This window comes from Carboxylicivirga taeanensis (genome assembly GCF_051851475.1).
GTDB classification, from domain to species: Bacteria; Bacteroidota; Bacteroidia; order Bacteroidales; family Marinilabiliaceae; genus Carboxylicivirga; species Carboxylicivirga taeanensis.
This window is the reverse complement of sequence record NZ_JBPUSJ010000012.1, coordinates 100,535-115,852: the sequence shown is the minus strand read 5'-3', so window position 1 is coordinate 115,852 and position 15,318 is coordinate 100,535. Positions and strand designations below refer to the sequence as shown.

Annotated in this window: 12 protein-coding genes; 3 read left to right on the top strand and 9 right to left on the bottom strand. The window is 43.8% G+C overall.

Going from position 1 to position 15,318, the window contains the following annotated elements; genetic code table 11:
• The first annotated feature begins 1 nt into the window (after nt 1).
• Nucleotides 2–190: a FeoB-associated Cys-rich membrane protein gene (locus ACSX1H_RS15800; RefSeq protein WP_439185200.1), complete on the top strand. Its 189-nt coding sequence runs from the start codon at nt 2–4 to the stop codon at nt 188–190.
• Between the two features lie 50 nt (nt 191–240).
• Here the strand turns inward: ACSX1H_RS15800 and ACSX1H_RS15795 are convergent, their stop codons facing one another.
• Genes ACSX1H_RS15795 through ACSX1H_RS15785 form a run of 3 tightly spaced genes read right to left on the bottom strand, consistent with a single transcriptional unit; the run spans nt 241 to nt 3,500 of the window.
• Nucleotides 241–1,698, bottom strand: coding sequence for an aminoacyl-histidine dipeptidase (locus ACSX1H_RS15795; RefSeq protein WP_439185199.1), 1,458 nt, complete (start codon nt 1,696–1,698; stop codon nt 241–243).
• 23 nt (nt 1,699–1,721) lie between these two features.
• Nucleotides 1,722–2,615: a transglutaminase-like domain-containing protein gene (locus ACSX1H_RS15790; RefSeq protein ID WP_439185198.1), complete on the bottom strand. Its 894-nt coding sequence runs from the start codon at nt 2,613–2,615 to the stop codon at nt 1,722–1,724.
• A gap of 6 nt (nt 2,616–2,621) precedes the next feature.
• Nucleotides 2,622–3,500, bottom strand: coding sequence for a nucleoside phosphorylase (locus ACSX1H_RS15785; protein ID WP_439185196.1), 879 nt, complete (start codon nt 3,498–3,500; stop codon nt 2,622–2,624).
• A gap of 231 nt (nt 3,501–3,731) precedes the next feature.
• On the opposite strand from ACSX1H_RS15785, the gene ACSX1H_RS15780 reads away from it, so the two are divergent.
• Complete coding sequence (locus ACSX1H_RS15780) at nt 3,732–4,187, top strand: DUF4293 domain-containing protein (protein WP_439185195.1); 456 nt, start codon at nt 3,732–3,734, stop codon at nt 4,185–4,187.
• Between the two features lie 50 nt (nt 4,188–4,237).
• On the opposite strand, the gene ACSX1H_RS15775 is transcribed toward ACSX1H_RS15780, so the two are convergent.
• From ACSX1H_RS15775 to ACSX1H_RS15765, 3 genes are all read right to left on the bottom strand, one after another.
• On the bottom strand, nt 4,238–5,068 hold the full coding sequence (locus tag ACSX1H_RS15775) for a DUF4249 domain-containing protein (RefSeq protein WP_439185194.1): 831 nt from the start codon (nt 5,066–5,068) through the stop codon (nt 4,238–4,240).
• 36 nt (nt 5,069–5,104) lie between these two features.
• Nucleotides 5,105–7,417 (bottom strand): TonB-dependent receptor, encoded by a 2,313-nt coding sequence (locus tag ACSX1H_RS15770; RefSeq protein ID WP_439185193.1) that lies wholly within the window; start codon nt 7,415–7,417, stop codon nt 5,105–5,107.
• A 74-nt stretch (nt 7,418–7,491) separates the two neighbouring features.
• Nucleotides 7,492–8,736 carry a hypothetical protein gene (locus ACSX1H_RS15765; RefSeq protein ID WP_439185192.1) on the bottom strand — a complete coding sequence of 415 codons (1,245 nt, stop codon included), beginning with the start codon at nt 8,734–8,736 and terminating at the stop codon, nt 7,492–7,494.
• A gap of 254 nt (nt 8,737–8,990) precedes the next feature.
• Here ACSX1H_RS15765 and ACSX1H_RS15760 point away from each other — a divergent pair, with 254 nt between their 5' ends.
• Entirely contained in the window at nt 8,991–10,637 is a 1,647-nt protein-coding gene (locus ACSX1H_RS15760) for a M28 family peptidase (RefSeq protein WP_439185191.1), read from the top strand.
• A gap of 47 nt (nt 10,638–10,684) precedes the next feature.
• Here the strand turns inward: ACSX1H_RS15760 and ACSX1H_RS15755 are convergent, their stop codons facing one another.
• The 3 genes from ACSX1H_RS15755 to ACSX1H_RS15745 all read right to left on the bottom strand — a co-directional run bounded on the left by ACSX1H_RS15755 (nt 10,685) and on the right by ACSX1H_RS15745 (nt 15,282).
• Nucleotides 10,685–11,104 carry a GNAT family N-acetyltransferase gene (locus ACSX1H_RS15755; RefSeq protein ID WP_439185190.1) on the bottom strand — a complete coding sequence of 140 codons (420 nt, stop codon included), beginning with the start codon at nt 11,102–11,104 and terminating at the stop codon, nt 10,685–10,687.
• Between the two features lie 3 nt (nt 11,105–11,107).
• On the bottom strand, nt 11,108–12,379 hold the full coding sequence (gene odhB, locus ACSX1H_RS15750; RefSeq protein ID WP_439185189.1) for a 2-oxoglutarate dehydrogenase complex dihydrolipoyllysine-residue succinyltransferase: 1,272 nt from the start codon (nt 12,377–12,379) through the stop codon (nt 11,108–11,110).
• 77 nt (nt 12,380–12,456) lie between these two features.
• The gene (locus ACSX1H_RS15745) at nt 12,457–15,282 is read right to left on the bottom strand and encodes a 2-oxoglutarate dehydrogenase E1 component (protein WP_439185188.1); all 2,826 of its coding nucleotides are present in this window, start codon (nt 15,280–15,282) and stop codon (nt 12,457–12,459) included.
• Nucleotides 15,283–15,318 lie beyond the last annotated feature (36 nt).

The following is a 15,318-nucleotide window of genomic DNA, read 5'->3' as shown; positions in this document are numbered from 1 at the left end:
TATGATTCAGGAAATTATTACATATCTGATTGTTGGATGGGCCTTTTACAAGGTGTTTAACTTCTTTTTCAGGGTATTTAAACCAGCTCCCGGTAAAACAGCATGCAGCAGTGGTTCGTGCGGCTGTAGTGCCAAAACAGAATTGTTTAGTGCCATAAAAAAAGGAAAATACCCCACCCTTGTAGAGTAGTTCCCATTATGATATAAAAAAAGCCGGATTAACAATCCGGCTTTTTCTGTTTATGCTTCTGGTATATTTTTGAGTACATCAATTAAATGCAGCCAAAACTTCTGCACTGTTTCGATGTTTATCCGTTCATCTGGAGAATGCGCCCCTTTAATCGTTGGACCGAAAGAAATCATATCCATACCTGGATATTTCTCAAGAAACAGGCCACATTCCAAACCAGCATGGATGGCCCTCACCACTGGCTCGGTTCCAAACAAGCGCTCATACGACTCTTTAGTTACTTTAAGAATTTCTGAATCGGTATTAGGTGTCCACCCCGGATAGCCATCCGAGTGAATTACTTCAGCTGCTCCGAGAGTAAATACAGCGGTTACCATATTGGCAATGTCTTCTTTGGCACTCTCCACCGAACTGCGCTGACTGGTAGTAACCAGCACATGATCATCATGCATTTTTACCGATGCCAGATTGGTGGATGTTTCAACCAGCCCCTCAATATCACGACTCATTTCGATGACTCCATGCGGACAGGCGTAAAGCGCATTAAGTAAATTAGCCTGACTGGCTTTATCCATCACAAACTTGGGCATTTCAATTGATTCGAGTTTCATTCGCAACCCTGGCTCAGTTGCTTTAAGCTCCATTTGCACATCGTGAAACAGCATATTAAAAGCCACACGTACCTGCTCTTTGTAGGCACTTGGAACCACGGCAATGGCATGAGCTTCGCGCGCGATGGCGTTACGCAGGTTTCCGCCGTCAAATGTAGCTAAACGCGTATCATATTTACGGCCTGTTTCCCACAAAAAGCGGTTAAGTATTTTATTGGCATTTCCCAAGCCTTTGTGAATATCATCGCCCGAATGACCGCCTTTTAAGCCCGAAACAGATACTTTAAAAGCAAAGCCTTTTTCAGGAGCAGCCTCTTTCTGGTAGGGAAACTTAGCCAAAGTATCGACTCCTCCGGCACAACCGATAAATAGTTCGCCATCATCTTCAGAATCCAGATTCAGAAGAATTGGGGAGTTAAAAAACCCTTCCTTCAGTTCAAAAGCCCCTGTCAAACCCGTTTCTTCATCAACCGTAAACAAGCATTCGATTGGGCCGTGCTCTATATCTTCGGCTATCAAAAGCGCCATTTGCGCCGCCATGCCAATCCCATCATCGGCACCTAAGGTCGTTCCATCGGCTTTAACCCATTCGCCATCAATTACCGGAATAATCGGGTCGTTATCAAAATCATGCTTCTTATCACTGTTTTTTTCACACACCATATCGATGTGTGACTGCAATACAACCGATTTCAGATTTTCCATGCCAGGAGTAGCTGGTTTAGAAATCAATACATTTCCAATAGCATCCTTCTTGGCTTCCAGATTATTAGCTTCAGCAAATTTCAACAGAAATTCAATGATTTTCTCCTCTTTTTTTGAAGGCCTTGGCACCTGACAGATGGCTTCAAATTGCCTCCAAACCTCTTGTGGTTGTAATCCTGATAATTTATTCATTCTCCTTTGTTCAGTTAGAATTATTATTGTGGGTTTTCTTCATTTAACATATCGAAGAGCGCCAATAGCTTCTTTATTTCCTCCTTCTTTTGGTCCTCTCCAATACTGTCATATCCAAAGCTCAAATTATTAAACATGCGCCTGATGATGGTGATATTATCACAAGGCAAAAAGTATTCGGGCTGTGGCTGCAGCTTTTGCTGCTTTATAAAAAATTCAATCTCTTTCCGCCCCAAAACGGCTCCTTTGTTTATGGGGTTGATGTAAAACAGAACAGCAGCTTCGTTTGATGCCAGCTCGTTTTCAGTCATGGCAGCCTCATCAACAAAGGCTAAAATGAAATTTTTAGGCAGATTAACACCAAACACGGGCATCCCCAACTCCCTGCATAATATGGAGTAGATAACAGATACCGACAGCGGATTGCCCTTGTGCGTATTGAGCACCTCGCAGATGTAGTTATTTTCTGGCGCCAGGTATTTACTGGTATTGCGTGAAAATTTATGCACATCAAACAAAACATGGTTAACAATCCGTATTTTTTCCAGCGATGTCAGGTGTTCATTCATCTCCAGCCAAATATCCTTTCGCAGCTCAGAAAGCTGCTCCTTGATGCGGATGATACTCACATCAGGATATTGATATTTGCATGCCAGGTAGGCACCGTATAGCAAATCATTATTGGGGGACTTCAGCCATTTTTTTAGCTCTGCATGGATATCGTTCAGCTGAATGGAGTGGATAATGTTCTCTACCCGTGTTTGAAACAGGCCGTCCAGAGACTGCTCCCAGGCCTTTTCAAGCACCGGAACAATTTCAACCGGCTCTCTTAGTAAGGCACTTTCAACCGATGAGAAAACTTCATCATTCGGATCATCCAACAGAGCTATTAAAGCCTTTATCTTGTCCCTGTCCATGCTATGCTATTGTGTTAAACCATTCAAAACATGCTCAACGAGCTCTTTCATCACCGGTTTATAATCCTTACTGGCTTTTCCGGCCAGCCGGTTGGCTATTATTACACAAACGGTTGCTGCCCTATGCCCCAGCAAAGCTGATAAACCATAAATGGCCGAACACTCCATCTCATAATTGGTTACCCGATAACCCTGGTAATGAAAAGCCGTTATTTTATTGTTGATAGCCTTATCGGCAATGTCCAAACGCAGCTCACGCCCCTGCGGACCATAAAAGCCGGGTGCCGAAATAGTAATACCTCGCACAACCTTGCCCCCCTCCAGCTTGCCGAGTAGCGATGGTGCCGCATCGACCACGTAGGGTGCAGTTAATTGCGGGTTCCAATCCAGTGCTTCAGTAAATGCTTTTTCGAAGGATAAATCGCTCACTTCATTGCGGCGGGCATAGAAATTGATTAAACCATCAAACCCAATTGCTTTTTCACTAAGCAACCAGCTATCCACCGGCAAATCTTCTTGCAAAGCCCCTGATGTACCTATTCTTACAAAGTTTAGTGGCGTATGCTTATCTTTCACCATACGGGTTGCGAAGTCAATATTAACCAATGCGTCCAGCTCATTTACCACAATATCGATATTATCGGTCCCAATACCAGTGGCTACAACGGTTAGTCGTTTGCCATTGTATGTGCCTGTGCAAGACACAAATTCCCGGTTAGATTTTTTTAGCTCCACCGAATCGAACAGCGAGCTGATTAGCTCAACACGTCCGGGATCGCCTACCAGGATAATATTATGTGCGATATCTTCCGGCTTAAGGTGCAGGTGAAAAATACTGCCGTCCGGGTTAATGATTAGCTCAGAAGCTTCTATTTTCTTTTGCATGTAATACTAATTTGCAGTCAAATTAATGAATTTTTATCGTATAAAGCATTTGGAATGCGCAATTTTAAACGAACATAAGAAAAAATCGTTCGAAAAGGCACCGATTACCCATTGCTTTTTCTGTTTGACTAATGCAGAAAAGACTCAGACTGAAACCTTGAGTATGCTTCAGGATATTGCCAAGAAATATGTAAATTCGCGCTTGACAAAAATCAAAAAATAGGAACTACCATGATACAACGAATTCAGACTGTATACCTTTTGATAAGTGGCCTGCTGATGGGCAGCCTGTTTTTCCTGCCTTTTGCTCATCTTGAAGCACAAGCAGGTGAATTATATAATTTCATGTACAGAGGCCTGAGTAATACAGATGGCGAATTAGTGATTCCGACGCTGGCATTGGCTATATTAATAACCGTAGCCACTGTTATTCCGTTCATCACCGTGTTTTTATACAAAAAAAGGATGTTGCAGATTCGCTTATGTGGGCTCAACATGGCACTTTTATTAGGTTCGACAGGTATGGTGTATTACCTGGGCACCCAACTTGCCGAAGAAATATCTGGTATCGTCAGCTATAAAATCATGACTGCTTTCCCGATTGTGGCGCTGATTCTTACCTTTTTAGCTCTAAGAGCAATTGGGAAGGATATTGCACTACTTAAATCGATGGATCGAATTCGCTAGAGAACAAGATAATGAAACGAAGGGCCCTGCAAGATTAGTTGTGGGGCTTTTTAATTATATACGAGAAACTGTTGCGAGGCCAATCCTGTCCATCTTCCAATACCGCCCTTAATATTAGTGTGCGTTTGCTGATCGACAAAAGTAAACGGGCTGTTTTGGCCTAAATGGTCAACATACATCCCGTTTAAGACCTGATAAGCTGCTGCGTCAATTTGGGAAATTTTAACGAGTACTGTATCGGTCATTGCAAATTCATCGGGCTTTAATGCCCGCTCCGAATTGATATTATGAATGCCCAAAGGATCGGGCTGATCACTTCTTTTTATTTGAAAAGTATGTACTTCTCCATTGTACAAACGGTCGTTTTTTAATGGCTTATCCGAAGGGTGAAACCGCGTATCAAAATGGTAGGTAAAAATCTGCGAATAGTAATAGTTTGCTTCTAAAGCATGGTCATTCATAGTCGCCATTATCACCATTGAGCTATCGGAGGCAGCCACCGCCTTAACCCCATCAACCTCTGGTAATGAGGGGATTGTTGTAACAGACTCCACAACCCTGTTTTGATAGATCACTTCCAAGAAGTAGGTTTCCCCCACTTCGCCCTTCATATTAATGGTTTTGTAAACAAAAGGAGGAAAAAACTCTTTTCGACGCGTCAAAGTCAGTACTTCTGACACTCCTTTACCATTAGTAATTGTGACCTTGGCATAGTTTAGAAATGTATTGCGAATGGAGGCCGAATCGTAGTCGGTTAAGAAGGGTGAACTCATGGTTAAAAACACATTGGCTGTTTGGCCGTTTTCAATCCAGCCATCCACCACAATTTTACTTTCGTAATCGACCTGATCAAGCGCTATATCCTTTGAACAAGCTGCCATAATCACTATTAAAATTATCCAAAAAAACCGCATAGCTTAAAATTTAAAGCGCCAACTTAACGATGGCATTATTGGAAATAAAGAAACCTGCTTGGCCTTTATACTCAACTCGTAGTCCTGCTGCCCCTCTGCTACCTCGTAATAAATAAAATATGGATTGCTGCGGGCATACAAATTGATTATTGAAAAATTAAGTACCGATTCGGCAAACAACCTGGAGCGTAGCCGGTAGTTCATCGACACATCAAGGCGATGATACGGTGGCATCCGATAATTATTAACGCCGGCATAATCGTTGGCAATATTACCCATCATCCAGTAGCGACCCGTTGGCAAGGTTGCTTTATTGCCGGTAGCGAAAATAAAAACAGCTCCAAAATCAATGCGCTTATTGCACCTGTACACTGTTTGAATATTCAGATCGTGCCGTCGGTCGTATTTAGCATCGTGCCACTTACCGGCATTAATCCCATCGTACTGCTGCTGCACCCAGCCCAGTGTATAGCTGAGCGTATAACTAAAAGGTTGTGCTTCTTTATTAATGTAAACCTCACTTCCATACGCTATTCCTTGCCCCTTGTAAAAGTTATCCTCAAAGCTTTCAACCTCATCCTGATTAGTATTGAGCTTTAATAACAACTGGTTATCCATGTACTTACCATAGGCCTCTACTCCCCATTGCATCTGCTTGTCCGGATAGGATTTAAAGTATCCCACCGTCAGCTGATGGCTTGTTTCCATAGGTAAAGCAGCCGTAGCGGGCATCCAAACATCCGATGGCAAAGGGATGGAGGCAATGGATGCTAAATGGATGTTCTGCGAATTATAGGCATAGGAGGCCTTATAGGAGCTATTGACGTAAGGATCGTAGTTAATACTGAATGTTACATTCGGTACCACCTGAACTGCCTTATCTGTAGCTAAACTATTTTCTGCGCGGCCTGCATGCAACATTCGATAAAGGTTTAAAGCCACACCACCATATACAGACCAATGATCGCTCAGCTGTGCCTGGTCACTAATAAAAATTTTTGCGGAAGTACTGCGGTAGTCATCAACAATTACTTCGGCTGTATTAAAATTACTAAGCTCTATATTTTGAGGAACTACATCGTAAAGGGTCACCCCACATCCCCATCTTAACAAGTGGTTTTCTCTGCTAAGACTGAAAGTACTTTTAACACTGATTTGCTCGTAGTCCGTTTCAAAACGCATTCGTCCATCGGGCACCTCAGCTCCAAAATTGGAGAAGTAAGCCGAATAGGCGAGTGTATTCTCCATCAGCAAATGAGGCTGAAGGCTGTTCTTCCAGACCAATGAAGCCCCCTGATTCCCCCATTTTGATTCTGATTGTAAGCTGTTTTTGGCATTATCCATCTGAAAATCATCCTGCCCCATGTACCAGCTCAACTGAAGACTGTTGCGCCCGGAATGATACCGAAGCTTGCCGTTCCAATCGTAAAAGGTATAAGCATTTTGTTCAAAATAATTGTCTTCTTCTGATAAAAAAGGCTGGGCTATGTACTTTAAAACATCCAGATAGCTCCGACGGATACCGGTGGATAAATACCATTTTTTATTTGCAGACTGCCCATTATAAGTCAGGTTAGTAATGATATTTCCAATATTACCTGCCCAGTTGCTGCTATCGGGTTTTTGCTGGTAGGTGTGCACAATAATGGATGAAGCTAAACGGGAAGACTGGTGCACGGGAGCATTGCCCTTAAAAAACTCAACACGATTGGTCAATAATGGATTAAACACCGAATACATGCCCATTAAGTGGGTGGGATTCATCAGTTCGATATTGTCGAAGAGCACGTAATTATGTCCGGGCGAGCCTCCTCGCACATAAATTCCCGAGTTACCTTCACTGACTGACTGCATGCCAGGTAATAGCTGCAGGCCTCTTAACACATCCGGACTTCCCAGAAAGGCAGGCAGGTTTAAAATATCGTCCTTTTTAAGGCTCAGCTTGCCGGGGATATATTGTTTCACAATGGTATTTTGCTGCCCTTTTACCTCAACTTCAGCAGTGCTGTAAATTTTAAGCCGTAGTTTGATAATCAATTGTGCAGTAGACTTAGTATCCACCTTTAAAACTTGTTGTTCAAATGCGGTATGCCCCACTGAAAGGCCCACGGTGCCTTCCATTAAACCACATAGTTCAAACCGACCTTCCACATCTGAAACAGTCCCAATTTTTCCATCCAGTGCAGTGATGTGCGCCGCAGGCACCGGCAGACCATCTTCCCTATCGACAACGACTCCTTTAATGCACCAGTCTGATTGTTGAGCCAGAGCTACAATTGGCAGTAAAAGAAAACTATATAGAAATAAATATTTCAAAAGATAATTATTAATAAAACAAGAAAAGGAGGCCGAATCCGACCTCCAATTTCATTACTATCTAATTGTTCTGCTTATTGCACTGGCGTTCCATAGCTGGCATCCAAGGCGGCAACAAAATTTTCAATTTCAGTTACAAGACCGCTAAATCCTTCCTCAACAAACTGGTCAACAGTTACTTTGGAGCCATCACCAAACACCATTAACATGGCTGGTTCGTTATAGATACCTCCATAGTTATCTTGCACCTCTTTCAGGTAGAACTCACCCTTAGCAATGATTTCGTTTGTATCATCATAACGCACATAGGTAATAACATATTTATTGATCAGGTCGATTAGCATGTTTTCCATCTCAGCTTCGGTAGTAGTCTGCTCAAATGAGTTAGACAACTCTTCCATAAACCCTTTCACATCGAAAATACCCTCAACTTTAATATTGCCAAGCTGAAACCAGATGTTAGAATGCTCAAGCACTTGCTGTGCAAAAACAGTGTTCATGTCACCACCCTGCTGTGGTACTGAATTTAAAATCTCGTCATAAGAGAAGTTCCCCTCCACTTTAATGCCGTTGGCATAAATTACACCACCATCGTATTTGAATGAAGCGCTGGTGCTAACTACTGAAGTGGTATTTGTTAGGTTACTTTCAAAAGAAAATTTCTCCAAAGTGATAATTTCTTGCACATGCTTTGGCGTATCATCATCATTCCACTGCGCCTCTAATGAAAAGCTGGTTAAGACCTCATCACCTAACTTAACGTGGGCGTTAAGTGTTAATGGCAACTCAACTGTTGTTGTTGACATTTCATCCTGATGAACGGCTTCTTTGGCGGTAAAGTTGTAGATACTTACCTCGGCTGTCTGACCATCCACATCAAAACGAAAAGTCGCTTCTGTCTGTGAAGTTTCCACTACTTCCCAATCCTGCACTTCGGTATTCCACTCGTAAACACCTGCTTCTTCGGCAAACTGCTTAGTTGCACTTGTTTGCTCCACCAAAGCAGCTTTTAAATTAACAGTTGATTTAACACCACTGCTAAGCGCCATAATTTCGTTAAGACCAAACTGCACCGCTGCTGCAGGCTGAGCATTTGCTAAATCCATATTGGCAAAAAAGCCATCCAGCACATCGTAAGTTTTAAGACTTTTGGCAGCATCTAGTTGATTTACCAGCTTAATTCCTTCTGTTTCAAGCTCTTTTTTGTGTTGCTCAGGAGATAATTCGCTGTACACATCTTTGTTTTCGTCATCGCTACAAGCAGTAAATGCAAAAACACCAGCAACTAGCATTGCTGAAAACCATTTCATTTTTTTCATACAAAATTCAATTTCAGACCAAGGCATTCCATTAGAAGCCACCATGGCCCACTTTAGGTTAATAATTTTTTGTTTGTCAATTATTACAAGTTAGAGCTGTTACGGCACTTCAGGTATTTTGTTACCTGTCATTTGTCAATTTAACTCTAACTTGCTAGGTGGATATGCTTTAAAAATTTATTTTTTAAAGCACATGTGCCATACCAATTATTAAAATGTATCTTCGTTAATCATTCTTTTACAGTATCTACATCATGATCCGACAACATTTTATTTTCTTACTGATACTGCTGAATATAGTAGCCTGCAGCACACAAGAGCAGTCATTACAAACAGCATCCGAACATATATCAAATCAAGCCATTACGAAGTTTGTTCAGGAAATTGGAAGTGACAAATACCTTGGCCGAAAACCCTTTGGCAAAGGCGAAGAACTCACCCTGAACTTTTTACAGCAACAGTATGAAGCCATTGGCTTAGAGCCTGCCATTGAGGGCAGTTTTCTTCAACCAGTGCCGCTGGTAAAGGTTATGGGTGCAGTTCAGGGAGCAGCAAGGGTTAGCAGTCTCAAGGCAGAACATGGATGGAGCGTTTTTGACGATTTTGTAGCCTTCTCGCGTCGCTTAACCCCCACTATTGAGTTAAATAACTCTCAAATGGTTTTTGCCGGCTATGGCATTGTGGCGCCAGAGTACAATTGGAATGACTATGAGGGATTAGATGTTAAAGGAAAAACAGTGGTGGTTCTGGTAAATGATCCCGGTCTGAACTCCGGACGGAAAGATTTTTTTACCGGCGAAGCCATGACCTACTATGGCCGCTGGAGCTATAAATACGAAGAAGCAGCCCGACAAGGTGCGGATGCCTGTTTAATTATTCATGAAGATAAAGGCGCCGGTTATCCCTGGTCGGTGGTGGTTAATTCGGCCGCTGTTGCCAAAGTCTATCCGGTGGTTAAAAATGATTACATCAACCGCTGCAAAATAGAAGGATGGATTAACGCTGAGGCTGCCAACCAATTATTTTCTTCTCTGGACCTGGATTTGAATCAACTGAGAAACGAAGCTGCTTCCGGTAAATTCAAAGGACTGAATATGGATGCAGAAGTAAATATACAACTGCACAACAATTGGGAAAAAGATGTATCACACAATGTTTTAGGCCTTATCAAAGGAACTGATTTGGCTGATGAATACCTTTTTTACTCCGCCCATTGGGACCATCTGGGCATAGGTAAACCCATGAACGGCGATTCGATATACAATGGTGCTGTGGATAATGGCACATCACTGGCCTGGATGCTGGAAATTGCCAAAGCATTTAAAGCCATGCCAGTTCCACCAAGGCGAACCGTTGTGTTTTTTTCGCCGACAGCCGAGGAATCAGGCCTAAATGGTTCGGCTTACTATGCCGACAACCCCATATTTCCCATTAACAAAACGGTTGCCTGCATCAACAACGACCTGATGCTGCCTTTTGGTAAATGCAGAGATGTGATGATTACGGGTTATGGCCAATCGGATTTAGATGATTTAGTGAAAAAACAGGCTGAACAACAAGGGCGATACATTTTACCCGATCCCAATGCCCACACTGGCATGTATTACCGTTCCGATCACTTTAGCTTCGCACGGGTTGGCATACCTGCTCTTTTTGCACGTGGCAACAACGATCACTGGGAGCATGGTCAAAGCTACATGAGTGAAAAAGAGCAATATTGGATCAATCACTGCTATCACAAACCCGATGATGAATACGAACCCTGGTGGGATGTATCCGGTGTAGCCGCCGATGCCCGGCTCCTTTTTCGGGTTGGTTGGGAAATCGCCAACATGGAAGCCTATCCGCAATGGAAGGCACATTCTGAGTTCAAAGCGATACGCGAGAAACAATTTAAATAATGAAAAGGCCTCAAAGATGATACTGCTTGAGGCCTTTTTGTTTGTCTTTAGTTGAATACTTTCTCCATAATCACATACTCTATTCCGCCCTTTACAAAGGTTCTATCAGTTAACCTCATCCCAAATCTGGCGTAATATTCGCCCTTATCGCGCCGGGCGTTACACCAAATTTTTTCGCTATTGGAACATTGAGCAATTTTAAAAACTTCTTTCAATAATAATGTCCCATAGCCTTTTCCCTGGTAGCTGAATAGCGTCGCGAATTTTCTAAACTGAGCGTGCCCGGATTCAATAAACAAAGAAATTACCGAAACCATTTCATTATCCACAAATAAGCCGTAGTGCTTTCCCTCTGCATCATTGGGCAGGCGCACATAATCGCTTGGCTTATCGGGCCACATTACCTCGTGTCGAATGGCCATGGTTTCTTCGGGCGTAATTTCAACAATTCGGTGATTCCTATTCATTCGTTACAACCCTAACACGGCCTGCTCGGGATCAACGCCACCCGATAATAGCTTAGCCGGATTTTCGAGCATCTCTTTAACTTTAACCAGGAAGCCAACCGAATCTTTACCATCAATAATGCGGTGATCGTAGGACAAGGCCAAATACATGATTGGACGAATCTCAACCTGTCCATTCACAGCCACCGGACGCTCCACAATGTTGTGCATCCCCATAATGGCCGACTGTGGAGGGTTGATAATTGGCGTACTCAGCATTGAACCAAAAACACCTCCGTTTGTCACGGTAAAGGTGCCGCCGGTCATCTCATCCAGCCCAATTTTGCCTTTTCGTGCCTTCTCAGCCAGGTCTTTCAGTGATGATTCAATCCCATCCAGACTTAAGGTTTCCACATTGCGAATTACCGGCACCATCAAACCTTTAGGGGTTTGCACAGCCACCGAAACATCGTGGTATTCGGGCATCACAATCTCATCGCCATCAATCATGGCATTGACCATGGGATGATGTTTTAAGGCCAGCGATGCTGCCTTGATAAAAAAGGACATAAAACCCAGTTTCACACCATGCTGTTCTATGAATTTAGACTGGTACTTTTTGCGCAGGTTCATCACCGCCGACATGTCCACTTCGTTAAAAGTGGTAAGCATGGCCGTTTCGTTCTTCACCGCCACCAAACGCTGACTGAGCTTCTTACGCAGCATGGACATTTTCTGGCGCTCCGCTTCCCGGCTGGCAGTGGCATCTATAAAGGACGATGCCCTTGTGGAGGCTGCTGCTTCTTTCTCCTGAGGCATGCTTTTCACTAAATCAACCTCTTTGGTCGACAGGCGCTTCAAACCATTAATTACCTGATCTATATCCAGCCCAGCCGCCTCCATTTGCTTTTTGGCTAAAGGCGATACTTTGGCATTGGGGTAACTCGTTGATGCCACATCCTGCTTAGGAGCTTCAGCTACCACCTCTTTGTCTTCTGCTTTAGTTGTTGCTGCAGCCTCCTCTTTAGCGGGGGCTGGCGTTGATTTGGCCTCACCGGCAAAGTCAGTATCTACTGTACAGGCAACGGCTCCAACAGCAATTGCTTCGCCCGCTTCTACTGCTAGACTTATTTTACCGGCTTCTGTAGCCAGCAACGACAAAGTTGCTTTGTCGGATTCAATTTCAGCTATTTCCTGATCTTTCTCTACCACATCACCATCGTTGACCAACCAACTGGCCAGTTCAACTTCTGTAATGGATTCGCCCGGGGTAGGCACTTTTATTTCAATAATCATCTTTAATAGTTTTCTAGTTATTAGGCAGAAGACATCTTACTTCTGTCTCATCGATTTTTTCGAACTTAAAACTTTATTTATATTGAAAATCTAGGTTTCTCTTCAAAGTACTTGTGCTGCTTGAGTATCTCCGTTCTCGATTTACCTTCTACACACTGCAGGCCACAGTATTTAAGCTGACGCTCACAATGGCAGCCTTTAAACACTTTGTTAATGATTTCATTCTGTCCGATAAGATGCAGACCATTCAATCCGGTGGCCGGACTGCCACTGGCAATACGGGCTACCGGCACAATGCCCACATTAGGCATCTTGCTGCGGATGTAATTCCAGGCGCCCATATTTTCAGGTTCTTCCTGCACCCATAGATGCAACAGAGCATTACTGTACTTCTTTAAGATGGCCTCCACCTGCTCATGCGGGAACGGGTGCATCTGCTCCATACGCACCAAAGCCACATCGCGAGCATCTAATTCCTCTTTGCGGGCCAACAGATCGTAATAAATTTTCCCGGTACAGAAAACCACCCGTTTCACATCTGCCACATCCACTTTATCATCATCAATCACCTCTTTGAAACCACCCTGCTCAAAATCAGTTAACGATGACACACACTTCGGATGACGCAACAGACTCTTCGGCGTAAACACCACCAACGGAATGCGGAATTCGCGCTTCAACTGACGACGCAGCACATGGAAAAAGTTAGCTGGTGTTGTACAGTTAACTACCTGCATATTATTGCGAGCTGCCAGCGACAGAAAGCGTTCTACCCGGGCACTGGAATGTTCAGGTCCTTGTCCCTCAAAACCATGGGGCAGCAGCAATACCAATCCATTCATCAGCCCCCACTTTTCTTCGGCCGATGAGATATACTGATCTACAATCACCTGCGCCACATTATAAAAATCGCCGAACTGAGCCTCCCAAATGGTCAAAGCTTCGGGCTTAGCCAGCGAATAGCCATATTCGAACCCCATCACCCCATATTCCGACAACAGGGAATTATACACTTCAAACGGCGCCTGCTCCAGTGCTATATGCTGCAATGGACGATAACGCTGATCCGTATCTTCAATGGTTAATGCCGCATGGCGGTGCGCAAATGTGCCGCGCTCTGCATCCTGACCACTCAAACGAACCGGGTGACCCTCGGCCACTAACGAAGCATAAGCCAGCTGCTCTCCCAAAGCCCAATCCAGGCGATCCTCATTCACCATTGTTTTGCGATCATTGACAATCTTATGCAGCTTTTTGAAGAACTGCTTATCCTCGGGCAAATAGTTAATGCGGTCTAACAAAGTCAGAATTTGCTCCCGCTTAACTGAGGTATCCGGTGAGCGGACAAAATCCTCAGGTTCTGAATAGCGGTAGCCGGTCCAGTCGTCATCAAGAAAGCGCTGAATAACCACTTTATCAATTTTTTTGGAGGCATCCAGCTCTTCTTCAAGCAGCTGGTTGAAGCGCTCTTCAACCTGTTTGGCATCTTCCTTGGATACCACTCGCTCGGCTTCCAGCTTCAGCTTATAGATGTCACGCGGATTTTTATGACGTGCTATTTCTTTATAGAGGATTGGCTGAGTAAAACGCGGCTCATCCCCTTCGTTATGTCCATATTTTCGGTACGATAACAAATCGATAAACACATCGGAGTTAAAGCGCTGACGGTACTCCATGGCCAGTTCAATGGTGTAGACCAATGCCTCCACATCATCCCCATTTACATGAAAAACCGGTGAGCGGGTAACCTTGCCTACATCAGTGCAATAAGTTGATGAACGCCCTTCGAGGTAATTGGTTGTGAAGCCCACCTGGTTATTGATAACAATATGAATGGTACCTCCTGTTTTATAGCCAGGCAGCTGCGCCATCTGCACCACTTCATAAGCGACGCCCTGACCTGCAATGGCTGCATCGCCATGAATAACAATGGGCACCACCTTGTCGTAGTCGTGATTGTATTTATGGTCGATTTTCGAACGGGAAATCCCTTCAATAATTGGCGCCACCGTTTCCAGGTGCGAAGGGTTGGGCGTAAGATTAACCCGCACTTTTTTCCCATTGGACGTTTCAACATCGCTGCAATAGCCTAAGTGGTACTTTACATCCCCAAGAGAAATGCCCTCTTCGTACTCATCACCAACAAATTCTTTAAACACGTTTTTGTATGGCTTATGCAAAATATTGGTGAGCACATTTAAACGCCCGCGGTGTGCCATGCCAATTACCACCTCTTCGGCTCCTAACTCGGCCCCTTTGTCGATGAGGGCATGAAGACCGGGTATTAAGGCCTCTGAGCCTTCCAGGGAAAATCGCTTTTGGCCCACAAACTTTTTATGAATAAAGCTCTCGAAGCCAACCGCGGTGTTGAGTTGATTGAAGATGAGTCGTTTTTTATCGGCCGTAAAAGATGGGGTGTTGCGAACACTTTCCATGCGGCTTTTCATCCAGCTTAATATTTCGGGATGCCGGATGTATAAATACTCCACCGCTACCGACTGACAATAGGTTTGCTGCAAATGACCAATGATATCTTTTAGCGAAGCTGCTCCAATACCGAGTTCATTACCGGCCTGAAAAACCGTATCCATATCCTTCTCGGACAGCTCAAAATTCTCTATATCGAGTGTTGGATAGTATTTGCGTCGCGAACGAACCGGGTTTGTTTGGGTAAACAAATGCCCCCGCTGGCGATAGCCATGAATGAGGTTAAGCACTAAAAATTCTTTATCAACCAAGCCAGATGATGACGTGGGCTGCTTGTAGTTTTCAATGGCAAAATCAAAGCCCTGGAAGAACTTTTGATAGGAGGCATCAACCGAATCGGGGTCTTGCTTATATTGCTGATAAAGCTCGTCGATTGAGCCTATTTCACTGTTACCCAAAAATGAGAATTTATCCATAAAACTATTTTCGTGAGAAAAACATTTTGTATTTCT

What these genes read in the sequence shown, in the direction of transcription:
- ACSX1H_RS15800 (WP_439185200.1), top strand. Translation starts at nt 2, where the DNA reads ATGATTCAGGAAATTATTACATATCTGATTGTTGGATGGGCCTTTTAC.
- ACSX1H_RS15795 (WP_439185199.1), bottom strand. Translation starts at nt 1,698, where the DNA reads ATGAATAAATTATCAGGATTACAACCACAAGAGGTTTGGAGGCAATTT.
- ACSX1H_RS15790 (WP_439185198.1), bottom strand. Translation starts at nt 2,615, where the DNA reads ATGGACAGGGACAAGATAAAGGCTTTAATAGCTCTGTTGGATGATCCG.
- ACSX1H_RS15785 (WP_439185196.1), bottom strand. Translation starts at nt 3,500, where the DNA reads ATGCAAAAGAAAATAGAAGCTTCTGAGCTAATCATTAACCCGGACGGC.
- ACSX1H_RS15780 (WP_439185195.1), top strand. Translation starts at nt 3,732, where the DNA reads ATGATACAACGAATTCAGACTGTATACCTTTTGATAAGTGGCCTGCTG.
- ACSX1H_RS15775 (WP_439185194.1), bottom strand. Translation starts at nt 5,068, where the DNA reads ATGGCAGCTTGTTCAAAGGATATAGCGCTTGATCAGGTCGATTACGAA.
- ACSX1H_RS15765 (WP_439185192.1), bottom strand. Translation starts at nt 8,736, where the DNA reads ATGAAAAAAATGAAATGGTTTTCAGCAATGCTAGTTGCTGGTGTTTTT.
- ACSX1H_RS15760 (WP_439185191.1), top strand. Translation starts at nt 8,991, where the DNA reads ATGATCCGACAACATTTTATTTTCTTACTGATACTGCTGAATATAGTA.
- ACSX1H_RS15755 (WP_439185190.1), bottom strand. Translation starts at nt 11,104, where the DNA reads ATGAATAGGAATCACCGAATTGTTGAAATTACGCCCGAAGAAACCATG.
- odhB (WP_439185189.1), bottom strand. Translation starts at nt 12,379, where the DNA reads ATGATTATTGAAATAAAAGTGCCTACCCCGGGCGAATCCATTACAGAA.
- ACSX1H_RS15745 (WP_439185188.1), bottom strand. Translation starts at nt 15,282, where the DNA reads ATGGATAAATTCTCATTTTTGGGTAACAGTGAAATAGGCTCAATCGAC.